The following is a 22908-nucleotide window of genomic DNA, read 5'->3' as shown; positions in this document are numbered from 1 at the left end:
GGTGACGGGGGTGGCGGGGTTGACCGGCGAGGGTTCGGTCCGCACGCCCAAGCCGCTGCCCGACGGTGTCGGCCAGGCCACCATCGGCGTGCGCGGCGGGCTGCTGCGCTCGGGGTTCGACGAGACCGCCGAGGCGATGTATCTGACGTCCGGCTATGTCTACGAGTCGGCGGCGACGGCCGAGCAGTCGTTCAGCGGCGAGCTGGACCACTTCGTGTACTCCCGCTACGGCAACCCGACGGTGTCGATGTTCGAGGAGCGGCTGCGGCTGATCGAGGGAGCGCCGGCGGCGTTCGCCACCGCCAGCGGCATGGCGGCGGTGTTCACCTCGCTGGGCGCGCTGTTGGCGGCCGGTGATCGATTGGTGGCCGCGCGCAGCTTGTTCGGATCGTGTTTTGTGGTGTGCAACGAGATCCTGCCGCGCTGGGGAGTGGAGACGGTTTTCGTCGACGGCGACGACCTGTCGCAGTGGGAGCAGGCGCTGGCCGCCAAGCCTACCCAGGCGGTGTTCTTCGAGACGCCGGCCAATCCCATGCAGTCGCTGGTGGACATCGCCGCGGTGACCGAGCTGGCACATGCCGCTGGTGCAAAAGTGGTGCTGGACAATGTTTTTGCCACGCCATTGCTGCAGCAGGGCTTTCCGCTCGGGGTCGATGTGGTGGTGTACTCGGGCACCAAGCACATCGACGGCCAAGGCCGGGTGCTCGGCGGCGCCATCCTCGGTGACAAGGAGTACATCGACGGCCCGGTGCAGAAGCTGATGCGCCACACCGGACCGGCGATGAGCGCCTTCAATGCCTGGGTGCTGCTGAAAGGCCTTGAGACACTTGCAGTTCGGGTGGAGTACAGCAATTCCTCGGCGCTGCGGATCGCAGCGTTCCTGGAAGCCCATCCCGCGGTGAGTTGGGTGCGCTACCCGTTTTTGCCGTCACATCCGCAGTACGACCTGGCCAAGCGGCAAATGTCCGGCGGTGGGACCGTCGTCACCTTTGCGCTGGACGCTCCGGAGAGTGCGGCCAAGCAACGGGCGTTCGAGGTGCTCGACAAGCTCGCGTTGATCGATATCTCCAATAACCTCGGGGACGCGAAATCGCTTGTCACGCATCCGGCTACCACGACGCACCGGGCGATGGGCCCGGAGGGCCGCGCCGCGATCGGCCTGGGTGACGGCGTGGTCCGCATCTCGGTCGGCCTGGAAGGCACCGACGACCTGATCGCCGATCTGGATCGGGCGTTGAGCTAATCGGGGCGGTCACGTTGTTGGGTCATGGAGTGTGCTCGACGAGCGAGCCTGCATCCAGTGCGTCCACTCTGCGCCCAGAGCGCTGCTGAGTGCGATTTCGTCGCTCTCAGCGCAGAATGAAAACCTGACCCCGTTTAGGCTTCGCCGGCTTAGTCGCAACCTAACCGACCGCTCGCTGTTCGGCTTTTTCGGCCTGCTCGGCGGCGGCCAGCGCGCCTTGTTCGGCGTGCGCCTGGACATAGCGCATCGCGAGCCTGGCGTAGACCATCTGGCTGGTGATGGCCATCTGGCCGCGGGTGCGGCCCAGGAAGGCAAGCCCCCAGGAGTACGCGGCGGCAATGCGGTTGCGGTGGCCCACCAGGTACAGCAGATGCAGCAGCAGCCACGCCAGCCAGGCGAAGAAGCCGGCGAACTCGATCTTGCCGATCTTGGTGACGGCGCTGAAATGCGAGATGAGCGCCATGCTGCCCTTGTTGACATAGTGGAAGGGCTTGCGGTTGGCCGCGTCGTCGTGGCCCTTCACCGCGTGCTTGATGATCGTGGTCGCATATCGCGCCCCCTGGATCGCGCCCTGGGCCATCCCCGGCACTCCGGGCACCGCCATCAAATCACCGACCACGAAGACGTACGGATGCCCCTTGACGGTGAGGTCGGGCTCCACGATCACCCTTCCGGCGCGGTCGATTTCGGTTCCCTCGGACTGTTCGGCCACCATCTTGCCCAGCGGGCTCGCCTGCACGCCGGCCGCCCACACCTTGCACGCGCAGTCGATGCGGCGCTCGGCGCCGTCTTTGTCCCGGACCGTGACGCCCTTGTAATCCACGGCGGTCACCATCGCGTTCAGCTGGATTTCGACGTCCATCTTCTCGAGCTTTCGTTGCGCCTTGAGACCCAACTTGGGGCCCATCGGCGGCAGTACCGCGGGTGCGGCGTCGATCAGGATTACCCGGCACTCGCTGGGCGTAATGGTGCGAAACGCTCCGGCTAGGGTGCGCTCGGCGAGTTGGACAATCTCCCCGGCGAGCTCCACACCGGTGGGCCCGGCCCCGACAACGACGAAGGTCAGCCGGCGTTCGCGCTCGGCATGGTCGGTGGCCACTTCGGCGGCCTCGAACGCGCCGAGGATGCGGCCACGCAGCTCCAGGGCATCGTCGATGGTCTTCATGCCGGGCGCGAAGATGGCGAAATCGTCGTTGCCGAAATAGGACTGCTGCGCACCGGCGGCCACGATGAGACTGTCGAACGGCGTGACGGTCTCCATGTCCATCAATTTCGACGTGACCGTTTTCGCGTTCAGGTCCATGTCGATGATCTCACCCAGCAATACCCGCACGTTCTTTTGGTTGCGCAGGATCAGCCTGGTGGTCGGGGCGATGTCACCCTCGGACAGGATTCCGGTGGCCACTTGGTACAGCAGCGGCTGGAACAAGTGGGTGGTCGTCTTGGAGATGAGGGTGACGTCGACGTCGGCCCGCTTGAGTGCCTTGGCCGCGGTCAGCCCGCCGAAACCGCTGCCGATGATGACGACGTGATGGCGCCTGCCGACGGACGGGCCTTCGCTGGGTGGGGGCGTCATGGTCCTCCTTCGGTTTTCGTCATTCCGCGGCAGTTCCCGGGGTCACTGCGGCGCATGTACACCGTACGACTTCGCCCGGGCTGACGTCGATTGTTTCCGGTCCCAACGGTGCGTCGAGCACTAGCTGCGGTCTGGCTTCCGGTCGTGTTAGGAATCAAACTTATTGCCGGCCAGTCTCGTTCGTCTAGTGACGTTATCGGTTGGGTGCGGTCGGGACTAATGGCGGTGCCTATCTGGAGAACGGCACAACGGTTGCAATATACGGGAGGGGGGTATATGCTGCCGCCGTGGACATCCGGCAGGCGGGCGCTGCCTCGAGGCTGCTTGGCCGCGCTGCGCTCATCGCGGCTCTGGCCGCGTTGCTGCTCGGGGTGGCAGGCGGTCATTGCGGGCTGCCGCGATGGGATTTTGCCCCGGCCCACCTATCACAGTCGCGCCCCGCGACGCTCGCGACGCCGACCGCTCAGTTGGTGGTCGACGGGCAGCACGCGCAGCGTTCCGACGCTGCGGCATCGCCGTGTCCCGGCAAGCTGGCGACGGCCGTACTGCCGCAGTCAGTCGCGCCGGTCTTGGGTGTCGTCGCCGTGCTCACGGTGGTCGGTCTCGTTGGTCTGCTCGTTGACCCGATGGTGTTCGGTGGGCGCAGTCCACCTGCCACGCCGCCTTGCGTCATCTCCGGTCGGGTGCTCTTGACCCGGCTCTGCGTAGCGCGTCGCTGACCAGTCGAGTCGCCGCACCCCGTTCACGGCTCGGCTGAAAACCGACAATTGGTCTGTCTTCGGCGGGCGTCCTCGTTGCGATCGGTGTTTTCGCCGGCGCCTCAGGAGTCAAAGCTGCTGAGCGGCAGCGCATCTGATGTTCATCGCAATGCGCGTAGAGCCAATTGAGTTGGAGGTCAAGAGAAATGGATTTCGGTGCTTTGCCGCCCGAAGTCACTTCGGCAAGAATGTACGCCGGTCCGGGAGCGGGGTCGCTGCTGCTTGCTGCGGCGGCGTGGGAAGCGGTAGCCGACGAGCTCTACTGCGCGGCGAATTCCTGCGCCGCGACCATCGCGGCCGTCACCGGCCAAACCTGGATAGGCCAGGCAGCGGGGGCGATGGCGACGGCGATGGGGCCCTACCTGGCGTGGCTGACAGCGACCGCGGACCTCGCCCGGCAGAGCGCTGTTCAGGCGCGGGCGGCCGCGAGCGCCTTCGAAACGGCGCGCGCGGCTGTTGTGCCGCTACCGGTGATCGCGGCCAACCGTGCCTTGCTGATGCTGCTGAGCGCGACCAACGTGCTGGGTGTCAACACTCCCGCGATCGCGGCCGTGGAAGCCGAATACGGGGAGATGTGGGCCCAAGATGCCGCCGCCATGTATGGCTATGCCGGTGCTGCGGCCGCGGCGTCGACCTTGACGGGTTTCGCGCCGCCCCCCGAGATGACGAATCCGGCCGGGCTGGCCGACCAGGCCGCGGCCGCCGGGAAGGCGGTCAACGCCGCGACGCTCAGCGCTGTCTCGACGGTGCCCCTGGCGTTGCAGCAACTTGCACAGCCGGTCGCGGCGTCGACCTCCGGGTGGACCTTCGCGGAATGCCTGAGCCTGCTGTCCTCGTTGACGTCGCCCGCCAGTGCGGCCGCCTCGACGATGAGTTCGACGATGTCGGCAATGTCCTCGGTGAGCTCGGTGGCAAAGCTTCTTGGCTCGTCTACCACCGTGGTGGCGAGCGAAGCCGCGACCCTGGGCTCGGCACTGTCCGGTGTCGGAGCGGCGGCGCCGGCGGCAGGGCTGTTCACGGCGGGCATACCCTCGGCCATCGCGGCCGAAGTGGGCAAGGCCGCGTCGCTGGGACCGTTGTCGGTGCCGCCGAGTTGGGCCTCGGCCGCGATGACGGCCAGCCCCGCGGCCGCGCCGTTCAGCGGCGCCGCCGCTGTTCCGGTGGCCCAGTCAGCTGGGAGCGGAAACCTGTTGGGTGGGTTGCCTGTTGCCGGAATGCCCGGCCGCGGTGGCGGGAGCGGCCTGAACAGCGCGACGTCGCGGGCCGGGGCGGCCCCCACGGTGATGCCGCGCCCGCTGTTCGGCGGATGAGCCCGCCGGGTCCGGTGTGTCATGACGGACCGGGCGACGAAATCTAGCTCACGGCCAGCCGCTTGCGTTGTCCGCGTATCTGGCGTTGAGTGCGGTGCAGAAATCCGCGGCCGTGCCGGCGAGCAAGATGTAGTAGACCTCGGTGCGCCGCAGATCGCCGTCGGTTGGGGTGGTCCAGCCGTTGTTGCACATGGCGTTTTCGCCGCCCGCCGTCGACCGGCGCCAATTGGTCTTGACGCAGCTGACCAACGCGTCGACGTTGGGAGTGGTGCTCTTGGCCGTGACCAACATCGCGCCTCCCCATTGCCCGTCGGCGCGTCGGTAGGCGCGTGCCGCGAACGGGGAGCCCGATCCCGCGCCGTTGCTCTGGCAGGCCAGCACGCGGCGTAACAGCACGAAGGGGGCGGCCAGCTGCGGGTCGGTCACCGCGGCGGCCGCGGTGATGAACTGCGCCGCGTCCGAACCGTCGACCTCTTGGACGTTCGGGTTGGTGAGACCGGTCAATTGCTGCGAAACGCCCGGCGCTGCGCCGCCGCCACCGATGTTCGGTCCGCTGCCGGTCGAGGTCATCGGCGGCAGGGTGACGGTGGGATCGGCGGCGGCCGTGGAGGATACCGCCAGGGCGCTCACGGACAGTCCGAACACAGCGACGGCGATGACGATCCGGTGTGACATAAGCCCATCATCTCCTGTCCCGGCGCCACGGGTGGGCTAGATTCGACAACAGGGCCCGCCGGCGCCGGGTCAGCGGAATGCCGCCAGGCCGGTGAAGGCCTGGCCGAGGACCAGCTGGTGCATCTCGGGGGTGCCCTCGTAGGTCAGCACCGATTCCAGGTTGACCATGTGCCTGATCACCGGGTACTCCAGCGATATTCCGTTGCCGCCCAGGATCGTCCGCGCGGTCCGGCAGATCTCGATCGCTTCGCGGGTGTTATTGAGCTTGCCGAAACTGACCTGTTCGGGACGCAGGCCGACACGGTCTTTGACCCGTCCGAGGTGCAGCGCGAGCAGCTGGCCCTTGTGCAGTTCCACGGCCATGTCGACGAGCTTCGCCTGAGTCAACTGGAATCCGGCGATGGGACGACCGAATTGGGTGCGCTGCATCGAATAGTCCAGCGCGGACTGCCACGCCGAGCGCGCCGCGCCCATTGCGCCCCAGGCGATTCCGTAACGCGCCTCGGACAGGCACGCCAGCGGCGCCCGGAGTCCAATAGCGTTGGGCAGCATCGCTTCTGCGGGCAACCGGACGCTGTCGAGCACCAACTCGCTGGTGATCGACGCCCGCAGCGAGAGCTTGTGGTGAATGGTGTTGGCGGCAAAGCCCGGGGCGTCGGTGGGCACGACAAAGCCGCGGATCCCCTCGTCGGTGCCGGCCCATACGATCGCCACGTCAGCGACCGAACCGTTGGTGATCCACATCTTTCGCCCGTCGAGCAGCCAATCCGAGCCATCACGTCGGGCCCGCGTCTTCATGGCGGCCGGGTCGGACCCGGCGTCGGGTTCGGTCAGCCCGAAGCAGCCGACCAGCTCACCGGCCGCCATGCCGGGCAGCCATTGCTGCTTCTGCTCCTCGGAGCCGTGGTGCCAGATCGCGAACATCGCCAGCGAACCCTGCACCGACACCAGCGACCGGATGCCGGAATCGGCGGCTTCCAGCTCCAGGCAGGCCAGGCCGTAGTGGACCGCCGACGAGCCCCCACATCCGTAGCCGTGCAAATGCATTCCCAGCAGGCCGAGTTGGCCGAACTGCTTGGCCAGTTCGCGGGCCACCGGCAGGTCGCCGTCCTCGAACCACTCGGTGACGAACGGTGTCACGTGCTCGGCGCAGAATTGGCGGACGGTGTCGCGCACCGCGAGCTCGTCGGGGGACAGCGACGCGTCCAGCCCGAGCGGGTCGTAGCGGTCGAAGGCGGGCGGTGTGTCAGTGCTCATGAACCCCATCCTGCCCGGCCCGGTAATCTCGCTGCATGCAACCGCCGCACAGGCTCTGCTGGCTGAGCTCGTTGGCCACCGACGTGGTCGCCGTCCTGATCTTCTGCGCTCTCGGGCGCCGCAGCCATGCCGAGGGCATCAGTGTCGGCGGCGTCGCGACGACGGCATGGCCGTTCCTCAGCGGGACCCTTGCGGGATGGCTGGTGTCGCGTGGTTGGCGACGGCCCACCAGCGTGATACCCACCGGGGTGACGGTGTGGATCGGCACCGTCGCGGTCGGCATGGTGTTGCGCAAGGCCAGTTCGGCCGGTGTGGCGGTGAGTTTCGTCGTGGTCGCCTCGTCGGTCACCGGGGTGTTGTTGCTCGGTTGGCGTGCGGCCGCCGGGCTGCTGCTGCGCCGCCGGTGACGATGCTTGACGAGGCTTGACGAGGCGCGACGAGGCGCAGCAAGGTGAGGCGCGATGGTACGCACCGATGACGACGACTGGGATCCGGCCACCGGCGTCGGGGTGACCGCCACCTTCGGCGCCACCGCCAGGGCCGTCGCCGCCGGCGCCGGGTTGCTCAACGACCCATTCGCCGAACCGTTGGTTCGCGCCGCGGGAGTGCCGTACTTCACCCGGATTATCGACGGAGATCTGGGCGAGGCCGACCAGGACAACCAAGCCGACTCGGCCGACAACCGGACAACGGCCGGACTCATCGACATTCTGGTGACGCACACCCGGTTCCTCGACGGTTTCCTTGCCGAGGCGGGCCGGGCGGGGATTCGTCAGGCGGTGATCCTGGGGTCGGGCCTGGACGCCCGGGCGTATCGGCTGTGGTGGCCGCCGGGAACGACGGTGTACGAGATAGACCAGCCCCGGGTGATCGAATTCAAGACTGGCTTGTTGCACGGGCTGGGCGTCAAGCCGACCGCGCACCGCCGTGCGGTCGGCATCGACCTTCGTCAGGATTGGCTCGCGGCCTTGTGGCGGGTCGGTTTCGACGCGGACCAGCCCACGGTGTGGATTGCCGAGAACCTGCTCGTGGGCTACCTACCGCCCGGCGGGCAGCAGCGGTTGCTGAACGACCTCACCGCGGTGAGCGCGGTCGGCAGCCGGTTCGCCGCCGATCACATGCCCACCTGGACACCGTTACAGCAGAAGGCGGGACGGGCTTTCGTCGACCGCTGGCGAAGGTTCGGCCTGGACGTGGACCTGGCCGCGCTGACGTATCCGGGTGAATACCGTTATCTGCCGGAATGGTTGGCATCCAATGGCTGGAAGACGGTGGAACGCGACGTCGTCGAGCTGTTCGCCGCGATGGGAATGCCGGGCCACTGGAGTGTGCGGCCCCGAGACGTGGCGATCACCCCCAGGTATGTCACCGCGACACGGGTGTAGGGCTGACATGACGGATCTGCTGCATCTGGCGGTCGCGCTGGACGGGTACGGCTGGCACCCGCAAGCCTGGCGGACAACCGCGGCGGTCGACTCCCGGTCGGTGCTCAGCGGCGGTTACTGGGCCGACGTGGCGGTCACCGCCGAACGCGGCCTGCTCGACTTTCTGACCATCGACGACACGTTGATGCCACAGCCGGGCCGCCGCGAGCGAATCGATCCGCGGCGGCTGGCCGGCCGCGCCGACGCCGTGCTGGTCGCGGCCCGCGTCGCGCCCGTGACCCGGCACATCGGTCTGGTCCCGGTGGCCACGATCACCCACACCGAGCCCTTCCACGTTTCGAAAGCCATTGCCACGCTTGACTTTGTGTCGCACGGCCGGGCCGGCTGGCAGCCCAGGGTCAGTGTCACCACCCACGAGGCGGCCCTGTTCGGCCGCCGCTCGGTGAACCCCGCCGAATTGTTCGACGAAGCCCGGGATTACGTCGAGGTGGTGCGCCGGCTCTGGGACAGCTGGGAAGACGACGCGGTGATCCGCGACGCGGCCACCGGGCGCTACATCGACCGGGACAAATTGCATTACGTCGACTTCGCCGGAAAGTACTTCGCGGTCAAGGGGCCGTCGATAACCCCGCGGCCGCCGCAGGGTCAGCCGGTGGTGGCCGCGCTGGCGCACGCGGTGCCCGTCTATGAATTCGCGGCCGCCGCAGCAGATATCGTCTTCATCACGCCGACCGACCAATCGCTGCCGAGCATCCTCGACGACGTGCGCGCCGCCGGCGGGCAGCTGAAAGTGTTTGCCGACGTGGTGGTTTGCTTCCACGATGCCGGCGACTTCCGCTCCGACGCACTCGTCTGGACGGGCGACGCATCGGATTTGGTTGAGCTGCTGCTGCATTGGCAGCGCCACGGCGTTGACGGTGCGCGGCTGCGGCCCGCGGTGAACGCTTTCGATCTTCCGGTGATCGTCGACGAAGTGGTGCCGCTGCTGCAGCGTGCCGGCCGGTTCCGGACGCGTTATCGCGACACCGAGACGCTGCGCCAGCGACTCGGCCTGCCGGCCGCACCCAACCGATATGCGGCGGTGAGCCGGTGATCCCGCTGTCGGTCTTGGACCTGTCGCCGATCAGCGCCGGCAGCGACGCGGCGACGGCGCTGCGCAACACCGTCGAGCTGGCTCAGCACGCCGAGCGCTGGGGCTATCGCCGGTTCTGGGTCGCCGAGCATCACTTCGTCGCGGTCGCCAGCGCCGCACCGGCGGTGCTGATCGGTCAAATTGCCGCGGCCACCAACCGGATTCGGGTAGGGTCGGCCGCGGTCCAGCTCAGCCACACCACCGCTGCCGCGGTGGTCGAGAGCTTCGGCATGCTCGACGCTTTCTATCCCGGTCGCATCGATCTGGGCCTGGGCCGGTCCGCGCAGCGACGCGGCGTCACGCCGCGGGACCCGGCCAAACCTCGGGTACCGCGACCGCCGGCGCAATGGCGCGAGGTCGACGGTGTGGTGATTCCGCCGCCGTTCGACCTGCGCACCCTGCTGGCAAGCGGCCGGGTGCAAGCCACCATGGCGATCCTGCAGCAGCCCGAGGCGGTCGCACCCGACGTCGCCGAGCAGGTCGGCGACATCATCGCCATGCTGGCCGGCGGCTATCGGGTGGACGGCTTCGACGTGCACGCGGTGCCCGGCGAAGGGGCCGCGCTGACCCCATGGATCTTCGGCAGCAGCAAGGGGCGCAGTGCCGCGTTGGCGGGTGCGTTGGGATTGCCGTTTGTGGCCAGCTATCACCTCACCCCGGCCACCGCGCTGGACGCCGTCGACGCCTACCGCGCCGCCTTCGTGCCGTCGGCGTATCTGCCGCGGCCCTATGTCGTGGTGTCGGCGGACGTCGTGGTCGCCGACGACTCCGACACCGCCCAGCGGCTGGCATCCAGTTACGGCCACTGGGTGTACTCCATCCGGGCGGGCGGCGGGGCTATCCCCTATCCCGACCCGGCCGATTGCGCTCCGCTGACCGACCAGCAGCGCGCCGTGGTCATCGACCGGCTGGCAACGCAATTCGTCGGAAACCCGGACCAGGTCGCGCAGCGGTTGCGCGCACTGCAACGGATCACCGGCGCCGACGAACTCGTCATCACCTCGGTGACGCACCGGCACCGGGATCGGCTGCGCTCGCATGAATTGATCGCGCGGCATTGGGGGCTAACCTCATGAACCGCAAGTCCATTCACCTCGCGGCCCACTTCCCGGGGGTGAACAACACCACGGTGTGGACCGATCCGAGTGCCGGCAGCCAGATCGAATTCGACTCCTTCGTGCACCTGGCCCGCACCGCCGAACGTGGTCTGTTCGACTTCTTCTTCCTGGCCGAGGGGCTGCGGTTACGGGAGCACCGGGGCCGGATCTACGACCTGGACGTGGTAGGCCGGCCGGACACTTTCACCGTGCTGGCGGCGCTGTCCGCCGTCACCGACCGGATCGGCCTGACCGGGACCATCAACACCACGTTCAACGAACCATTCGAAGTGGCAAGGCAATTCGCCACGCTCGACCACCTGTCCGACGGCCGGGCCGGCTGGAACATCGTCACCTCGTCGGACGCGTTCACCGGCGCCAACTTTCGCCGCGGCGGCTTTCTCGACCATGCCGACCGATACGCGCGGGCCGAGGAGTTCCTCGCCGTCGCCCGAAAGTTCTGGGACAGCTGGGCACCCGGCGCGGTGCCGGCTGACGTCGAGAGCGGCGTCTACCTCGACCCGGACCGAATCCGCCGCGTCGAATACTCGGGCAGCCACTTCGAGGTGGGCGGTTTCGCCACCCTTCCGGCGGGACCGCAGGGGGATCCGGTGCTGCTGCAAGCCGGCGACTCCGCGCAGGGACGGGCATTCGCAGCCCGCCATGCCGACGCCGTGTTCACCCTGCACACGTCCCTGCACGACGGTCAGCGCTACTACGCAAACATGAAGGGCCGGGCCCGCTCCTACGGCCGGGACCCCAACCAGCTCAAGGTGTTTCCGGCGGCGACCGTCGTCATCGCGGACACCGATGCCGAGGCGCAGGACAAGGCGCGACACATCCGCCGGCAACAGGTCAGCGGCGCCACCGCGATCGCGATGCTCGAGCAGGTGTGGGGCCGTGACCTGTCGGACTACGACCCCGATGGCCCGTTGCCCGATGTGGAGCCGATCGCCGACGGCGCCATCAGCCAGGGCCGTGTTCGCCACGTGGATTCCGTTGCGCTGGCACGGCGGTACCGGGATAAGGCCACCGCGGAGAACCTCTCGATCCGGGAACTGGTCATCGCCGTCACCAGCCGCCAGCAGTTTGTCGGCAGTCCCGCGCACATTGCCGACGAAATCGACCGCTACGTCCAGGCCGACGCCTGTGACGGGTTCATCCTGGTGCCGCATCTGACACCGCACGGACTGGACGAATTCGTCGATTGGGTGGTGCCGCTGTTGCAGGAGCGCGGCGTGTTCCGCACCGAGTACGCCGGTGCGACGCTGCGTGCGCATCTGGGCCTGGGGCCGGGTTCGCGGGTGTAAGGATTCCGCAAACGCGGCGATTGCCGGCGCCGCCATGGCGTTATAGTACATCGACAACCAGGGTTGACAATATGCACGACCTGACGGAAAGTTACCTAAATGTTAAGCAGCGCAACGATACCCGGTGTCAGTGTGGTGACACAGGACGGCAGCGCGGTCGAAATCTACCGGCGGATGCCGTCACTGGGCGAAATCGAGCGCATTCGGTCGCTGCTGGCACCCAGCAGTTCGGTGCTGGAGCTGGGCGCCGGCACCGGGCGTATCGCCGACGCTCTGGCCGCGCTCGGTCACCGGGTCACGGCCGTCGACGACTCGCCCGAGATGCTCGCGCACATCCGCCGCGCCCGAGTGATTCAGGCCCGCATCGAGGACGTCCGGCTGGCCGAGAAGTTCGATGCCGTGCTGCTGGTCTCCAATCTGATCAACTACCCGGACGCCCAGCTGCGCAGATCGATGCTGGCAACGGTTGCGCACCACCTCGCGCCGACCGGCCAGGCCATCATCGAATGGGTGCCGCCCTCGATGTTGGCGTCCCGGCAGCAGGGCTGGACCAAGACCTTGGCTTTCGACGGAGCAGAAGCGACCCTGACGATCCACTCCAACGCCGGCGGCATCGTCACGGGTGAGTTCACCTTGACGGCCGATGGCCAGCGATGGCACCAGTCGCTGGTGCTGCAGCGCGTCAGCCCGGCAACCGTGCGGGACGAGCTGACGGCGGCCGGGCTCACCCTGATGACCGCCGCGCCGAATTCGACCCGGTGGTTGCTGGCGAAGCGACGCTGAAAACCGCGTCGTCCTTGAATCGGGAAGGAGGTGAGGGAAGTGACTTATGAGCAATTGTTTTGCGACGTGGAAATGTCCTGCGAGAGCGTCTGGTTCGCGGCGGGCGACATGGCGGAGTGAGCCGCTCAGCCCTGGTCAGCGGGCGGACGCTGCCGCTCGCTGCAGGGCCTCGTCGGTGGCCGCGCGGATCGGGCCGCGCCACAGCTCACCGTGGCCGGGCGCCAGGATCTCGGTTTCTAGCAGCGCCAGCGCCGACAGGCTGCGGATGCAGTTCTGCTGGCTGTAGCTGAACACCGCCGGCAGCAGCTGCGGCCCGCCGCGACGCAGCAGGGGATGGCCGGTGATCAGGGCGTCGCCGCTGGCCAGTACGCCGTCGACCAGATACGAGCAATGCCCGTTGGTGTGTCCGGGAGTGAAGATCGCCATCGGTTGGCCCGGCAGCCCCGCGGCCACCTCGGCGGTCAATGGCCGTGTCGTCGGAATGCCATCACGGACCAGTCCGCCGTTGCGCACCACATGAACGGTCCACACCGCCCAGCGGGGGCGCCAGATGCGCAGTGCGATATCGAGTATCGACACCTGCTCCAGGTACTCGCGCTTGGCGTGCCCGACCTCGTCGGCATGGCAGTACACCGGGGTGTGATGCTCGCGGGCGAACCAGATCGCGGTGCCCAAGTGGTCGATGTGCGCGTGGGTCAGCAGAATTGCGCGCACATCCCCGGGCTGATAGCCCAGCAGGCGCAGCGACCCCAGCACCTCCTCGCGATCGCCGGGATAACCCGCGTCGATCAACATCACCCCGGTGTCGTCGGTCACCAGCACCCAGTTGACCGCGTGCCCATGGGCGAGGTGAACCTTGTCGGTAACCTGAACAAGCTCCGTCTTCAGCTGGTGGGCCATGTCTTCTCCTACATCAAGGCATTGCCAGCCCGATAACCGCGGTCAGCTTAACGGCTGCAACGCGTTTGAGCGTCAACAACCGATTTTCGCCACGGCCAGACCCGGCGCTGGGCCGTTACAGGGCCGCAATCGAGGCTAATCTGGTCGCTATTCGGCCGCAGCGCTCACACCTGGTTTCGGTGCGGCGCCAACACCGGCTCCTCGGGTGCAGGAGTAGAAAGAACGAGTGGCTGAACTCAAACTCGGATACAAGGCATCGGCTGAGCAATTCGCCCCCCGCGAGCTCGTCGAGCTTGCCGTCGCCGCAGAAGCACACGGCATGGACAGCGCCACGGTCAGTGACCATTTCCAGCCGTGGCGCCACAAGGGCGGGCACGCGCCGTTCTCGTTGTCCTGGATGACCGCGGTCGGCGAACGCACTCAACGGCTGTTTCTGGGCACTTCGGTGCTCACGCCGACCTTCCGCTACAACCCCGCGGTCATCGCGCAGGCCTTCGCCACCATGGGCTGCCTGTACCCGGGGCGGGTCTTCCTCGGTGTGGGCACCGGCGAGGCGCTGAACGAGATCGCCACCGGATACGAGGGGGTCTGGCCGGAGTTCAAGGAACGGTTCGCCCGGCTGCGCGAATCGGTGCGGCTGATGCGTGAACTATGGCGCGGCGACCGGGTGGATTTCGACGGCGAGTACTACCGGCTCAAGGGTGCTTCGATCTACGACGTGCCCGAGGGCGGCGTGCCGGTCTACATCGCCGCCGGCGGTCCGGCGGTGGCCAAATACGCCGGACGCGCCGGCGACGGTTTCATCTGCACGTCGGGCAAGGGCGAAGAGCTCTACACCGAAAAGCTGATTCCGGGCGTCTTGGACGGGGCGGCCGCGGCCAACCGCGACGCCGACGACATCGACAAGATGATCGAAATCAAGATCTCCTACGACCCAGACCCCGAGCTGGCCTTGCAGAACACCCGGTTCTGGGCGCCGCTGTCGCTGACCGCCGAGCAGAAGCACAGCATCGACGACCCGATCGAGATGGAGAAGGCCGCCGATGCCCTGCCGATCGAGCAGATCGCCAAGCGCTGGATCGTGGCCTCCGACCCGGACGAGGCCGTCGAGAAGGTGGGCCAGTACGTGACGTGGGGCCTCAACCACCTGGTGTTCCACGCGCCCGGGCACGACCAGCGCCGGTTCCTGCAGCTGTTCGAAACGGACCTGGCGCCCCGGCTGCGACGGCTGGGCTGAACGGCAGGTGTCCTCCAGCTCCCTTGGTACCACCGCGATTTACATCGGTGCGCCCGAACCTGCGTCCGGTAAGGCGACGATCGCGCTGGGGATTCTGCACCGGTTGACCGCGACGGTCGCCAGAGTCGGTGTGTTCCGGCCACTTACCCGAACAGCCGGTGCGCGCGACTACCTCCTGGAACTGCTGCTGGAGCACACCACCGCGGGCCTGCCCTACGAGCAATGCGTGGGCGTGACCTACCAATACCTGCACGCCGACACCGACACCGCGATCACCGACATCGTCGCGGCGTATCACGCGATGGCGCACAACTGCGACGCGGTGGTGATCGTCGGCAGCGACTACACCGACGTCGCCACCCCCACCGAACTGTCGGTCAACGCCCGGATCGCGGTCAATCTCGGTGTGCCGGTGCTGTTGGCGGTCAGCGCCAGGGGGCGCACCGCCGACCAGGTGCTCAGCGTCGTCGGGGTGTGTCTGGCCGAGTTGTCGGCCCACCACGCGCACACCGCGGCGGTGGTGGCCAACCGCTGCGACCCGGCGGAGCTGGCGGCGGTGGGCGAAGCGCTGCGGGGTGTCGGCCCGCCCAGCTATGTGCTGCCCGAAGAGCCGCTGCTGTCGGCGCCGACGGTGGCCGAGTTGGAGAAGGCGGTCAACGGGACCGCGATCAGCGGTGAGACGCCGCTGCGCAGTCGCGAGGTGATGGACGTGCTGGTGGCCGGGATGACCGCCGACCACGTGCTGGAGCGGCTGCGCGACGGCATGGCGGTGATCACCCCGGGCGATCGTTCGGACGTGGTGCTCGCGGTCGCCAGCGCCCATGCGGCCGAAGGCTTTCCGTCGCTGTCGTGCATCGTGCTCAACGGTGGGTTCGACCTGCATCCGTCGATCGCGGCGCTGGTGTCGGGGCTGCGGCTGAGGTTGCCGATCATCGCCACCACGCTGGGTACCTACGAGACGGCCAGCGCCGCCGCGGCGGCTCGCGGCCGGCTCACCGCAACCTCGCAGCGCAAGATCGACACCGCGCTGGAGCTGATGGACCGCCACGTCGATGCCGCCGATTTGATGACCCACCTTGCCATCCCGATCCCGACCATCACCACACCGCAGATGTTCACCTATGGTCTGCAGCAGCGGGCCCGGTCGGATCGCAAACACATCGTGCTTCCCGAAGGTGACGACGACCGCATCCTCAAATCCGCCGGCCGCCTGCTGCAGCGCGGCATCGCCGACCTGACGATCCTCGGCGAGGAGGCTCAGATCCGGCTGCGCGCCGCCGAACTCGGTGTGGATCTGGGTCAGGCCGAGGTACTCGACCCGCGCACCAGCCCGCTGTGCGACCACTTCGCCGAGCAATACGCCGAGTTGCGGAAGTCGCACGGCATCACCGCTGAGCTGGCCCGTGAAATCATTTGTGACGTATCGTATTTCGGCACCATGCTGGTTTACAACTCCCATGTCGACGGCATGGTGTCCGGAGCCGCTCACACCACGGCGCACACCGTGCGCCCGGCGCTGGAGATCATCAGAACGGCCCCGGGCATCTCCACGGTGTCCAGCATCTTTCTGATGTGCCTGCCCGATCGGGTGCTGGCCTATGGTGACTGCGCGATCGTGCCGAACCCGACGCCCGAGCAGCTGGCCGATATCGCCATCTGCTCGGCTCGCACCGCCGCGCAGTTCGGCATCGAACCGCGGGTGGCTATGCTGTCCTACTCCACCGGTGCCTCAGGGGCCGGGGCCGACGTTGAAAAGGTCAGGACGGCAACGGAGTTGGTTCGCTCACGGGAGCCGCAGCTGTTGGTCGAGGGGCCCATCCAATACGACGCCGCCGTCGACCCCGCGGTCGCAGCCGCCAAGATGCATGACTCGCCGGTGGCCGGCCGGGCGACGGTGTTGATCTTTCCCGACCTCAACACCGGCAACAACACCTACAAGGCGGTGCAGCGTTCGGCGGGAGCCATCGCGATCGGCCCGGTGCTCCAGGGCCTGCGCAAGCCGGTGAACGACCTGTCACGCGGGGCGCTGATCGAGGACATTGTCAACACGGTTGCCATTACCGCAATTCAGGCGCAGGGGATCGACGATGGCCATTAACCGGTTGGTGCTGGTGCTCAATTCCGGCTCGTCGTCGCTGAAGTTTCAGTTGATCGATCCGGTGTCCGGCATTTCACGGGCGGCCGGCAATATCGAGCGGATTGGCGAATCGTCGTCCTCGGTGCCCGACCACGACACAGCGCTGCATCGGGCGTTCGACATGCTGTCCGAGGACGGCATTGACGTGCGGACCTGTGGCCTGGTGGCGGTCGGACACCGGGTGGTGCACGGCGGCAGGGACTTTCACCGGCCGACAGTGCTCGACGATGCGGTGGTAGCCCGGCTCGAGGAGTTGTCGGCGTTGGCGCCGCTGCACAACCCGCCCGCGGTGCTGTGCATCAAGGTGGCGCGCACCATGCTGGCCGACGTCCCGCATGTCGCGGTGTTCGACACGGCGTTTTTCCATGACCTGCCCGCCGAAGCGGCTACCTATGCGATCGACCGGGACCTGGCCCAGACGTGGCAGATCCGCCGCTACGGATTTCACGGCACCTCGCACCGCTACGTCAGCGAGCGCGCGGCCGCCTTCCTGGGCCGGCCGCTGGAATCCCTGAATCAGATTGTGCTGCACCTGGGTAACGGTGCGTCGGCGTCGGCGATCGCCGCCGGGCGACCGGTAGACACCTCCATGGGCCTGACTCCGCTGGAGGGTTTGGTGATGGGTACCCGCAGCGGTGATGTGGATCCCAGCATCATGTGGTACTTGTGGCGCAACGCGAACATGGGTGTGGACGAGATCGAGTCGATGCTCAACCACCGGTCGGGGATGTTGGGACTGGCCGGTGAGCGCGATTTCCGCCGGCTGCGCCAGATGATCGAAAAAGGCGACCGTGCAGCGCGATTGGCCTACGATGTATTCATCCACCGGTTGCGCAAGTACATCGGTGCTTACCTGGCGGTGCTGAGACACACCGACGTGCTGACGTTCACCGCGGGGATCGGCGAGCACGACAGCTCGGTGCGCCGGGACGCGCTCGCCGGAATGGCTGAGCTGGGCATCGAACTCGACGCGGGGCGCAACGCCGCTTCGGCGGGCGGGGCCCGGCAGATCTCGACGGACGGCTCGCCGATCGCGGTACTGGTGATCCCGACCAACGAGGAATTGGCGATCGCCCGGGACTGCTTACAGGAAGCCGAGGCTCGTCCGCCCGGTTCCGACTGACGGTGTCGGGTCGGCGCCGAGGGTGTGTACCAGCAGCTCGTAGTAGATGTCGCGAAAGTCGGTGGTGGCCTTGAGGTCTCCGTGGTCGAGGTCGGTGAGACCGGGCTCGTCGCCGTAGTAGCCGCCGTTGACCGGTACCCCCGCGACGAAGACCGGCCCGGCCGTGCCGTGATCGGTGCCCTGGGAAGCGTTGGCGGCGACTCGGCGGCCGAACTCCGAATACGCCAGGACGACGACGTTGCGGCCGCAGCGATCACCGGCCATGTCGCGCAGGAATCCGGTGACGGCCTCGTCGAACGTCTGCAAGAGCCGCTGCTGGGTGTCGCGTTCGTCGGCGTGAGTGTCGAATCCGCCGAGCTGCACGGTGTAGACGCGCGTGGGCACCCGCGCCTTGATCGCGGCGGCCACCATGTTCAGCTGGGTGGCCAGCGAATTGTGGGCGCTTTCCGGCTTGATGGACGCGAACGCCGCGTCGGTGGTGCGCGCGTCGCGATAGGCTCTGGAAACCGCCGCCATCGCCGGGGTGTCGTTCGGATCTGTCGCGCTCAGCGCCTGCATCGTCGCGTCAAACCTATCCGCGGCTTTCTCCGCCGCGGCGGTCGAAAGCGCTGCGGCGGTGTGCTTTTCGCCCACCGCCAGCGGGGGCAGGACGGCACCGATGTTGACCGCGCGCAGCGGATCATCTCCGGTGGCGTCGAGCCAGCGACCGATCCAGCCCGACGAGACCGGTTCGGCCGGCGATGCGCTCTGCCAAATGTCCATGGACCGGAAGTGGCTGTGGTCGGGCTTTGGATAGCCGACGCCGCGCACGATCGCGAGCTGCCGCTGCTGCCATAGTTGCGCCAGACCCCGCAATCCCGGATTGAGTCCCAGCTGCGCGTCCAGCTGCACGACGTCGCTTGCAGCGTAAGCTAGTTCGGGACGGGCATCGTGGTATGCGTTGTCGGCGTAGGGAATTACGGTGTTGATCCCGTCGTTGCCGCCGTAGAGCGTGACGATGACCAGCACGCCGGCGTCGTCGGGCAACGGCCGGTCGTAGGCCGCGTGCTGCAGATCGCGCCAGCTGACCGCCACCGCTCCGGAGAGCAGACCGGCCGCGCCGGCGCCGGCGCTGGCGATCAAGAACCTGCGGCGGGTGATCATGACGTCAGGTATTCCGGTGTGTTGACCGCGGCGGCGACCAGCTGGGGTGGGCGGCGCACCAGCGGCCCGAGCGCGCGGGCGCTGCGGTCGGTCCACGCGCCCACGCCGATCAGATAGCCGACGGCCTCGATGCGGTCTTGCGCCGCGGTGTTTTCGACGGTCGACAGGTCGGCCCTGTTCGCCAGGTGCTGGGCGACGCGCAGGCGCGTCGCGGCGGACGCGGTGGACAGCCACACCTGGCCCCGCGGCCAGCCGGCGACGTCCGGGGGGAAGAACGGCCGTTGTCCCAGTGCTTTGAGTGTCGCCTCGATCAGCTTGAGGTGGTTGTCGACGGGGACTCGAAGCGACCGGATCATGCCCACCAGCCATTCGACCGGGGTGGTGACGACCGTCGCGCGACTACCGGTGAACTCGTCGTCGGTGAGTATGGCCCGGGTCAGGGCGCGCAGGTCGCGCGTGGTGCCGTAGGCGCTGACCAGTCGGTCGAGCACCGCTGGGGACGGCGGGTCGTCGGAGGCCAACTGTTGCCACAGCCGCCCCCCGACGTACCGCGCGGACTTCGGCTGGGCCAGCACCGCGTCGCAGAACCCGGCGGCATCGAAATGGCCGGTGATCCCGAACAGCGTCGTGGGGGTGAAGTCGTGACGCCGGGGCAGCATCGACGTCCGACCGTCGGCGCCGATCACCCACCCGGTCAGCGCGCGGGCGCCGGCTCGCACGTCGTCCTCGGTGTAGCCGTTGCCGTGGCCCAGCGCGAACAGTTCCATGAATTCCCGGGCCAGGTTTTCGTTGGCGGCCCTGGCGGTATTGCTCTGCCCGTCCAGCCAGCGCAGCATCGCGGCGTCGGTGAGCATGGCGTAGGCCAGCGTGCGGAAGTCGCCCAGTGCCAGCGTGCGCAGCTTCTGGTTTTGCGCTGCCAGATATGCCGGGGCCCGGACTTTTCGCGCCGAGGTTGCAAAGTGGTTGTGCCACAACAGGGTCAGCTTCTCGCGTAGCGGCTGCCGGACGGCGACCATGCGGCGCAGCCACCATCCGGACAACTCGGCCTGCTGCTCGGCAAGCTCGCGGGTGAACTCTTCGCGAGCCGCCGGTGTTGCCCTTTTGCCCGGCGGCCGCGGCGTGGCCAGTTCCGGCATCGGGGTTTCTCGCGCGCCCGGGTCCGCGTCGGGGTCGGCGGCCAGGGCAGCGTCGAGGTAGGCGGGCCAGTCTTGACCGGCCACCGCGTCCACCTCGGGGCCGCTTGCCCCGAACCCGGCCCGGCACAGGACTCGGGCCGTGGTGATCCACCGCGCGGATTGCCCGGCCATGCTCCAACTGTGACGGGTGAAGCTGTGTTTTCGCTATGTGTGCCGTGTGGGCCGCCGGCTGGCTCCAAGATCGCGCGGTTCATGCTTTTCAAACCTGTGGATGTGCGGAATCACTGTTGGCGGTCGACGTGCCATCCTCTGCGGCATGTGGGATTCGCAGGCACCATTCCTCGGCAGCGCGCTGTTGGCGTCAGGAGCCTTGACGCGGCATCAACTTCGCACGCAGTACCGGGCAGTGCTACCGAATGTCTACCTTTCGCGACGGGTGCAGTTGTCTTTCGAGCAGCGGATTGCGGCTGCTTGGCTGTGGTCGCGCGGTTCGGCGGTGATTGCGGGTGCGGCGGCCGCGGCGGTGCACGGGGCCAGGTGGATTCCCGACGACTTCCCCGTGGAGCTGATTTGTGTCAAGTCCCGGCCGCCGCGTGGTGTGCTCACGCGCCGCGACGTGCTGGGCGACGGCGAAATGCAGACTGTTGACGGGCGCGCGGTCACCACACCCGAGCGCACCGCCTTCGACATCGGCCGGCGGGGAGCGGTCCGCTCGGCCGTCGTCCGGCTGGACGCACTGGCTCGGGCGACGGGTTTCACGGTGGACGATGTGCTGCACGTCGCCGGCCGCCATCCCGGGGCGCGCGGACTGCGGCAGCTGGAGACGGCGTTGGAGCTCGTTGACCCCGGTGCACAATCACCGAGGGAAAGCTATCTGCGGCTACTGCTGATCGATGCGGGATTCCCGCGACCGCGCACGCAGATACCGGTAGCGGGAGCCGATGGCATGCCGTTTGCCTACCTCGACCTCGGCTGGGAGGACTATATGGTCGCCGTCGAATACGACGGCGACCATCATCAACGAGACCGCCAGCAGTATGTCAAGGACATTCGACGCGTCGAGCTGCTCGAGCAGTTGGGGTGGATCATCATCCGGGTGGTGGCCGAGGATCGACCCGCGGACATCCTGCGCCGGGTACGGGCGGCGGTGGCGGAGCGCAGTTCGGTTGTGCGGTGAGGCGCGGTGATGGCGAAGCGGATTCGGTTGTGCGGTAAGGGTTTCCAGTGTGCGCCCATGGCGTCGACGGTGCATCCTGGGCGGTATCAGGGCGATTCTTGCGCCACAGACGCACGCTCGACGCCATAGACGCACGCTCGACGCCACAGACGCACGCTCGAGTTCCCAGCCCGATGTTGAGGCAGTAGCCGCTCACTGAAACACCAGCACGGACGCCGGTCCAGCACCCAAGCCGCCGAAGCACCCCAAGCAAACCTAGAACGTGCTGGTGGGACGCACGTTGTTGGCCATGTCCACCAAGGTGTAGCGATGCCGCTGCGTGGGCGCGATACGCGCCAGGCTGCGCAACGCCGCCTCGACGCCGAGCCGCAGCCCGTGATCGGTGAACGGAAACCCCAGTATGTGGTTAGTACTTGCCTGGTTGTCCTGCAGCCAGTCCATCGCGCCGCCGAGCACCAAAGCGCGGATCTGCAGCACGCGCGGTTCGGTGGGTGGCAGCGACTCCACTCGTCGAGCCGCGTCGCGGATCTGATCCTCGGTGATTTCGCTGCGCGACCGTCCCGACAGCAACGTCACCGCGCTGGTCAGCCGGGCGGTGGTGAAATGCCTTGAGCTGGGCGGCACTTCGTCGAGGGTGTGCACCGCGCCGGCTCGATCACCCTTAGCCGAAAGGGCTCTGGCCAGACCGAACGCCGCCGATATCACGCCGTCGTTGGTCTGCCACACCGTCTGGTAGAAGTTGTGCTCGTCGGTGTAACCGGCCAGCTCCGCGGTCGCGGCCAGCGCCAGTTTGGGTGCGAGTTCGCCGGGGAAGGTGTCCAGCACCTCGGTGAAATGTTTGATGGCAGAGTCGTAGTCGCCGGTGAGCAACTCGGCGACAGCCTTGTACCAGATCAGCCGCCAGCGCCAGCCCACCCGCTCGGCGAGGTCGTCGAGTTTGCGGGTGGCCTTGGCGACATCACCGAGGTCCAGCAGCGCCCGGACCTCCATCAGCGGCAGTTCGACCGATTCGGAAAGGTCGACACCTTCCGCGTCCAGGGCGCCGTGGCGGGCAGCACGCAGTGAGTCCAGGGTCTGCACCGGCTGGGAGAGCACTGTGGCCTGCAGGACCGGGGCCGCGACGTCGGTCGGGTCGACCAGCGGTACCTGCAGCGCGGTCACGATCTCCTTGGCGGTCAGTTTCTCCGCATGGACCTGGCCGTCCAGGTACACGTCGGTATGCGCGACCAGCAGGTCCACGCCGAAGGTGGACCGGCTGGGACTGAAGATGGTCGACAGCCCGGGCCGGGGCACCCCGGTGTCGGCGGCGACCACCTCCCGCAACACGCCCGTCAACTGCGCCGACATCTCGTCTGTGTTGGCGAACCGCCGTCGCGGATCGGGGTCGATGGCGCGGCGCAGCAACCGGCCGAAGGAGTCGTACCTGTCCAGCACCGGGTCGTCGTCGGGCAGCCCGTCGGCGTATCGCCCGTTGCGGGTGGGCAGGTTCAGCGTGAGCGCTGCCAGGGTGCGCCCCACGGTGTAGATGT

At 67.6% G+C, this 22908-nt stretch carries 20 protein-coding genes; 13 read left to right on the top strand and 7 right to left on the bottom strand.

Features of this window, described 5'->3' with window-relative positions; genetic code table 11:
• The first annotated feature begins 19 nt into the window (after positions 1 to 19).
• Complete coding sequence (locus BST40_RS19480; protein ID WP_075546329.1) at positions 20 to 1243, top strand: O-succinylhomoserine sulfhydrylase; 1224 nt, start codon at positions 20 to 22, stop codon at positions 1241 to 1243.
• Between the two features lie 160 nt (positions 1244 to 1403).
• Here BST40_RS19480 and BST40_RS19475 read toward each other — a convergent pair whose 3' ends face one another.
• Positions 1404 to 2819 carry an NAD(P)/FAD-dependent oxidoreductase gene (locus BST40_RS19475; protein ID WP_083155198.1) on the bottom strand — a complete coding sequence of 472 codons (1416 nt, stop codon included), beginning with the start codon at positions 2817 to 2819 and terminating at the stop codon, positions 1404 to 1406.
• A gap of 287 nt (positions 2820 to 3106) precedes the next feature.
• On the opposite strand from BST40_RS19475, the gene lpqS reads away from it, so the two are divergent.
• Together lpqS and BST40_RS19465 are read left to right on the top strand one after the other, a co-directional pair.
• On the top strand, positions 3107 to 3538 hold the full coding sequence (lpqS, locus tag BST40_RS19470; RefSeq protein ID WP_075546308.1) for a putative copper homeostasis (lipo)protein LpqS: 432 nt from the start codon (positions 3107 to 3109) through the stop codon (positions 3536 to 3538).
• A gap of 185 nt (positions 3539 to 3723) precedes the next feature.
• Positions 3724 to 4887, top strand: a complete 1164-nt coding sequence (locus tag BST40_RS19465; protein WP_083155195.1) for a PPE family protein — start codon at positions 3724 to 3726, stop codon at positions 4885 to 4887.
• 48 nt (positions 4888 to 4935) lie between these two features.
• Here BST40_RS19465 and BST40_RS19460 read toward each other — a convergent pair whose 3' ends face one another.
• The gene (locus tag BST40_RS19460; protein ID WP_075546306.1) at positions 4936 to 5562 is read right to left on the bottom strand and encodes a hypothetical protein; all 627 of its coding nucleotides are present in this window, start codon (positions 5560 to 5562) and stop codon (positions 4936 to 4938) included.
• Between the two features lie 69 nt (positions 5563 to 5631).
• Positions 5632 to 6819: an acyl-CoA dehydrogenase gene (locus BST40_RS19455; RefSeq protein WP_075546328.1), complete on the bottom strand. Its 1188-nt coding sequence runs from the start codon at positions 6817 to 6819 to the stop codon at positions 5632 to 5634.
• A 35-nt stretch (positions 6820 to 6854) separates the two neighbouring features.
• Here BST40_RS19455 and BST40_RS19450 point away from each other — a divergent pair, with 35 nt between their 5' ends.
• From BST40_RS19450 to BST40_RS19425, 6 genes are all read left to right on the top strand, one after another.
• Positions 6855 to 7226, top strand: a complete 372-nt coding sequence (locus BST40_RS19450) for a DUF3054 domain-containing protein (RefSeq protein WP_075546305.1) — start codon at positions 6855 to 6857, stop codon at positions 7224 to 7226.
• A 54-nt stretch (positions 7227 to 7280) separates the two neighbouring features.
• Complete coding sequence (locus tag BST40_RS19445) at positions 7281 to 8204, top strand: SAM-dependent methyltransferase (protein WP_083155192.1); 924 nt, start codon at positions 7281 to 7283, stop codon at positions 8202 to 8204.
• 7 nt (positions 8205 to 8211) lie between these two features.
• Positions 8212 to 9297 carry an LLM class flavin-dependent oxidoreductase gene (locus BST40_RS19440; RefSeq protein WP_083155190.1) on the top strand — a complete coding sequence of 362 codons (1086 nt, stop codon included), beginning with the start codon at positions 8212 to 8214 and terminating at the stop codon, positions 9295 to 9297.
• Positions 9294 to 10412, top strand: coding sequence for an LLM class flavin-dependent oxidoreductase (locus tag BST40_RS19435; protein WP_075546302.1), 1119 nt, complete (start codon positions 9294 to 9296; stop codon positions 10410 to 10412). Before BST40_RS19440 ends, BST40_RS19435 begins: the two co-directional genes overlap by 4 nt.
• Complete coding sequence (locus BST40_RS19430) at positions 10409 to 11743, top strand: NtaA/DmoA family FMN-dependent monooxygenase (RefSeq protein ID WP_083155187.1); 1335 nt, start codon at positions 10409 to 10411, stop codon at positions 11741 to 11743. Before BST40_RS19435 ends, BST40_RS19430 begins: the two co-directional genes overlap by 4 nt.
• Before the next feature lie 99 nt (positions 11744 to 11842).
• A complete protein-coding gene (locus tag BST40_RS19425) occupies positions 11843 to 12526 on the top strand; it encodes a class I SAM-dependent methyltransferase (RefSeq protein ID WP_083155184.1) in 684 nt (227 codons plus the stop codon).
• Positions 12527 to 12661: 135 nt separating this feature from the next.
• Here BST40_RS19425 and BST40_RS19420 read toward each other — a convergent pair whose 3' ends face one another.
• Positions 12662 to 13426, bottom strand: a complete 765-nt coding sequence (locus BST40_RS19420; protein ID WP_075546299.1) for an MBL fold metallo-hydrolase — start codon at positions 13424 to 13426, stop codon at positions 12662 to 12664.
• Between the two features lie 226 nt (positions 13427 to 13652).
• Between BST40_RS19420 and fgd the strand changes: the two genes are divergently transcribed.
• From fgd to BST40_RS19405, 3 genes are read left to right on the top strand one after another with little or no spacing between them, the layout of a single operon-like run.
• On the top strand, positions 13653 to 14663 hold the full coding sequence (fgd, locus tag BST40_RS19415; protein ID WP_075546298.1) for a glucose-6-phosphate dehydrogenase (coenzyme-F420): 1011 nt from the start codon (positions 13653 to 13655) through the stop codon (positions 14661 to 14663).
• 7 nt (positions 14664 to 14670) lie between these two features.
• Complete coding sequence (gene pta / locus BST40_RS19410) at positions 14671 to 16761, top strand: phosphate acetyltransferase (RefSeq protein ID WP_083155181.1); 2091 nt, start codon at positions 14671 to 14673, stop codon at positions 16759 to 16761.
• Positions 16757 to 17923 carry an acetate kinase gene (locus BST40_RS19405; protein WP_089025229.1) on the top strand — a complete coding sequence of 389 codons (1167 nt, stop codon included), beginning with the start codon at positions 16757 to 16759 and terminating at the stop codon, positions 17921 to 17923. The genes pta and BST40_RS19405 overlap by 5 nt, the downstream gene beginning before the upstream one ends.
• On the opposite strand, the gene BST40_RS19400 is transcribed toward BST40_RS19405, so the two are convergent.
• On the bottom strand, positions 17885 to 19066 hold the full coding sequence (locus BST40_RS19400; protein WP_083155168.1) for a DUF1501 domain-containing protein: 1182 nt from the start codon (positions 19064 to 19066) through the stop codon (positions 17885 to 17887). The two genes, BST40_RS19405 and BST40_RS19400, sit on opposite strands and share 39 nt — an antisense overlap.
• Positions 19063 to 20373, bottom strand: coding sequence for a DUF1800 domain-containing protein (locus BST40_RS19395; RefSeq protein ID WP_083155167.1), 1311 nt, complete (start codon positions 20371 to 20373; stop codon positions 19063 to 19065). The genes BST40_RS19400 and BST40_RS19395 overlap by 4 nt, the downstream gene beginning before the upstream one ends.
• A 145-nt stretch (positions 20374 to 20518) precedes the next feature.
• Between BST40_RS19395 and BST40_RS19390 the strand changes: the two genes are divergently transcribed.
• A complete protein-coding gene (locus BST40_RS19390; protein WP_075546293.1) occupies positions 20519 to 21379 on the top strand; it encodes an endonuclease domain-containing protein in 861 nt (286 codons plus the stop codon).
• 255 nt (positions 21380 to 21634) lie between these two features.
• Here BST40_RS19390 and BST40_RS19385 read toward each other — a convergent pair.
• Positions 21635 to 22908 (bottom strand): tetratricopeptide repeat protein (locus BST40_RS19385; RefSeq protein ID WP_279629023.1); only part of this gene is annotated, 1274 nt, incomplete at its 5' end.

Origin of the sequence: Mycobacterium persicum, from assembly GCF_002086675.1 — a bacterium.
Taxonomy (GTDB): Bacteria; Actinomycetota; Actinomycetes; order Mycobacteriales; family Mycobacteriaceae; genus Mycobacterium; species Mycobacterium persicum.
The sequence above is the reverse complement of the archived record's forward strand: the minus strand, read 5'-3'. Positions and strand labels throughout refer to the sequence as shown.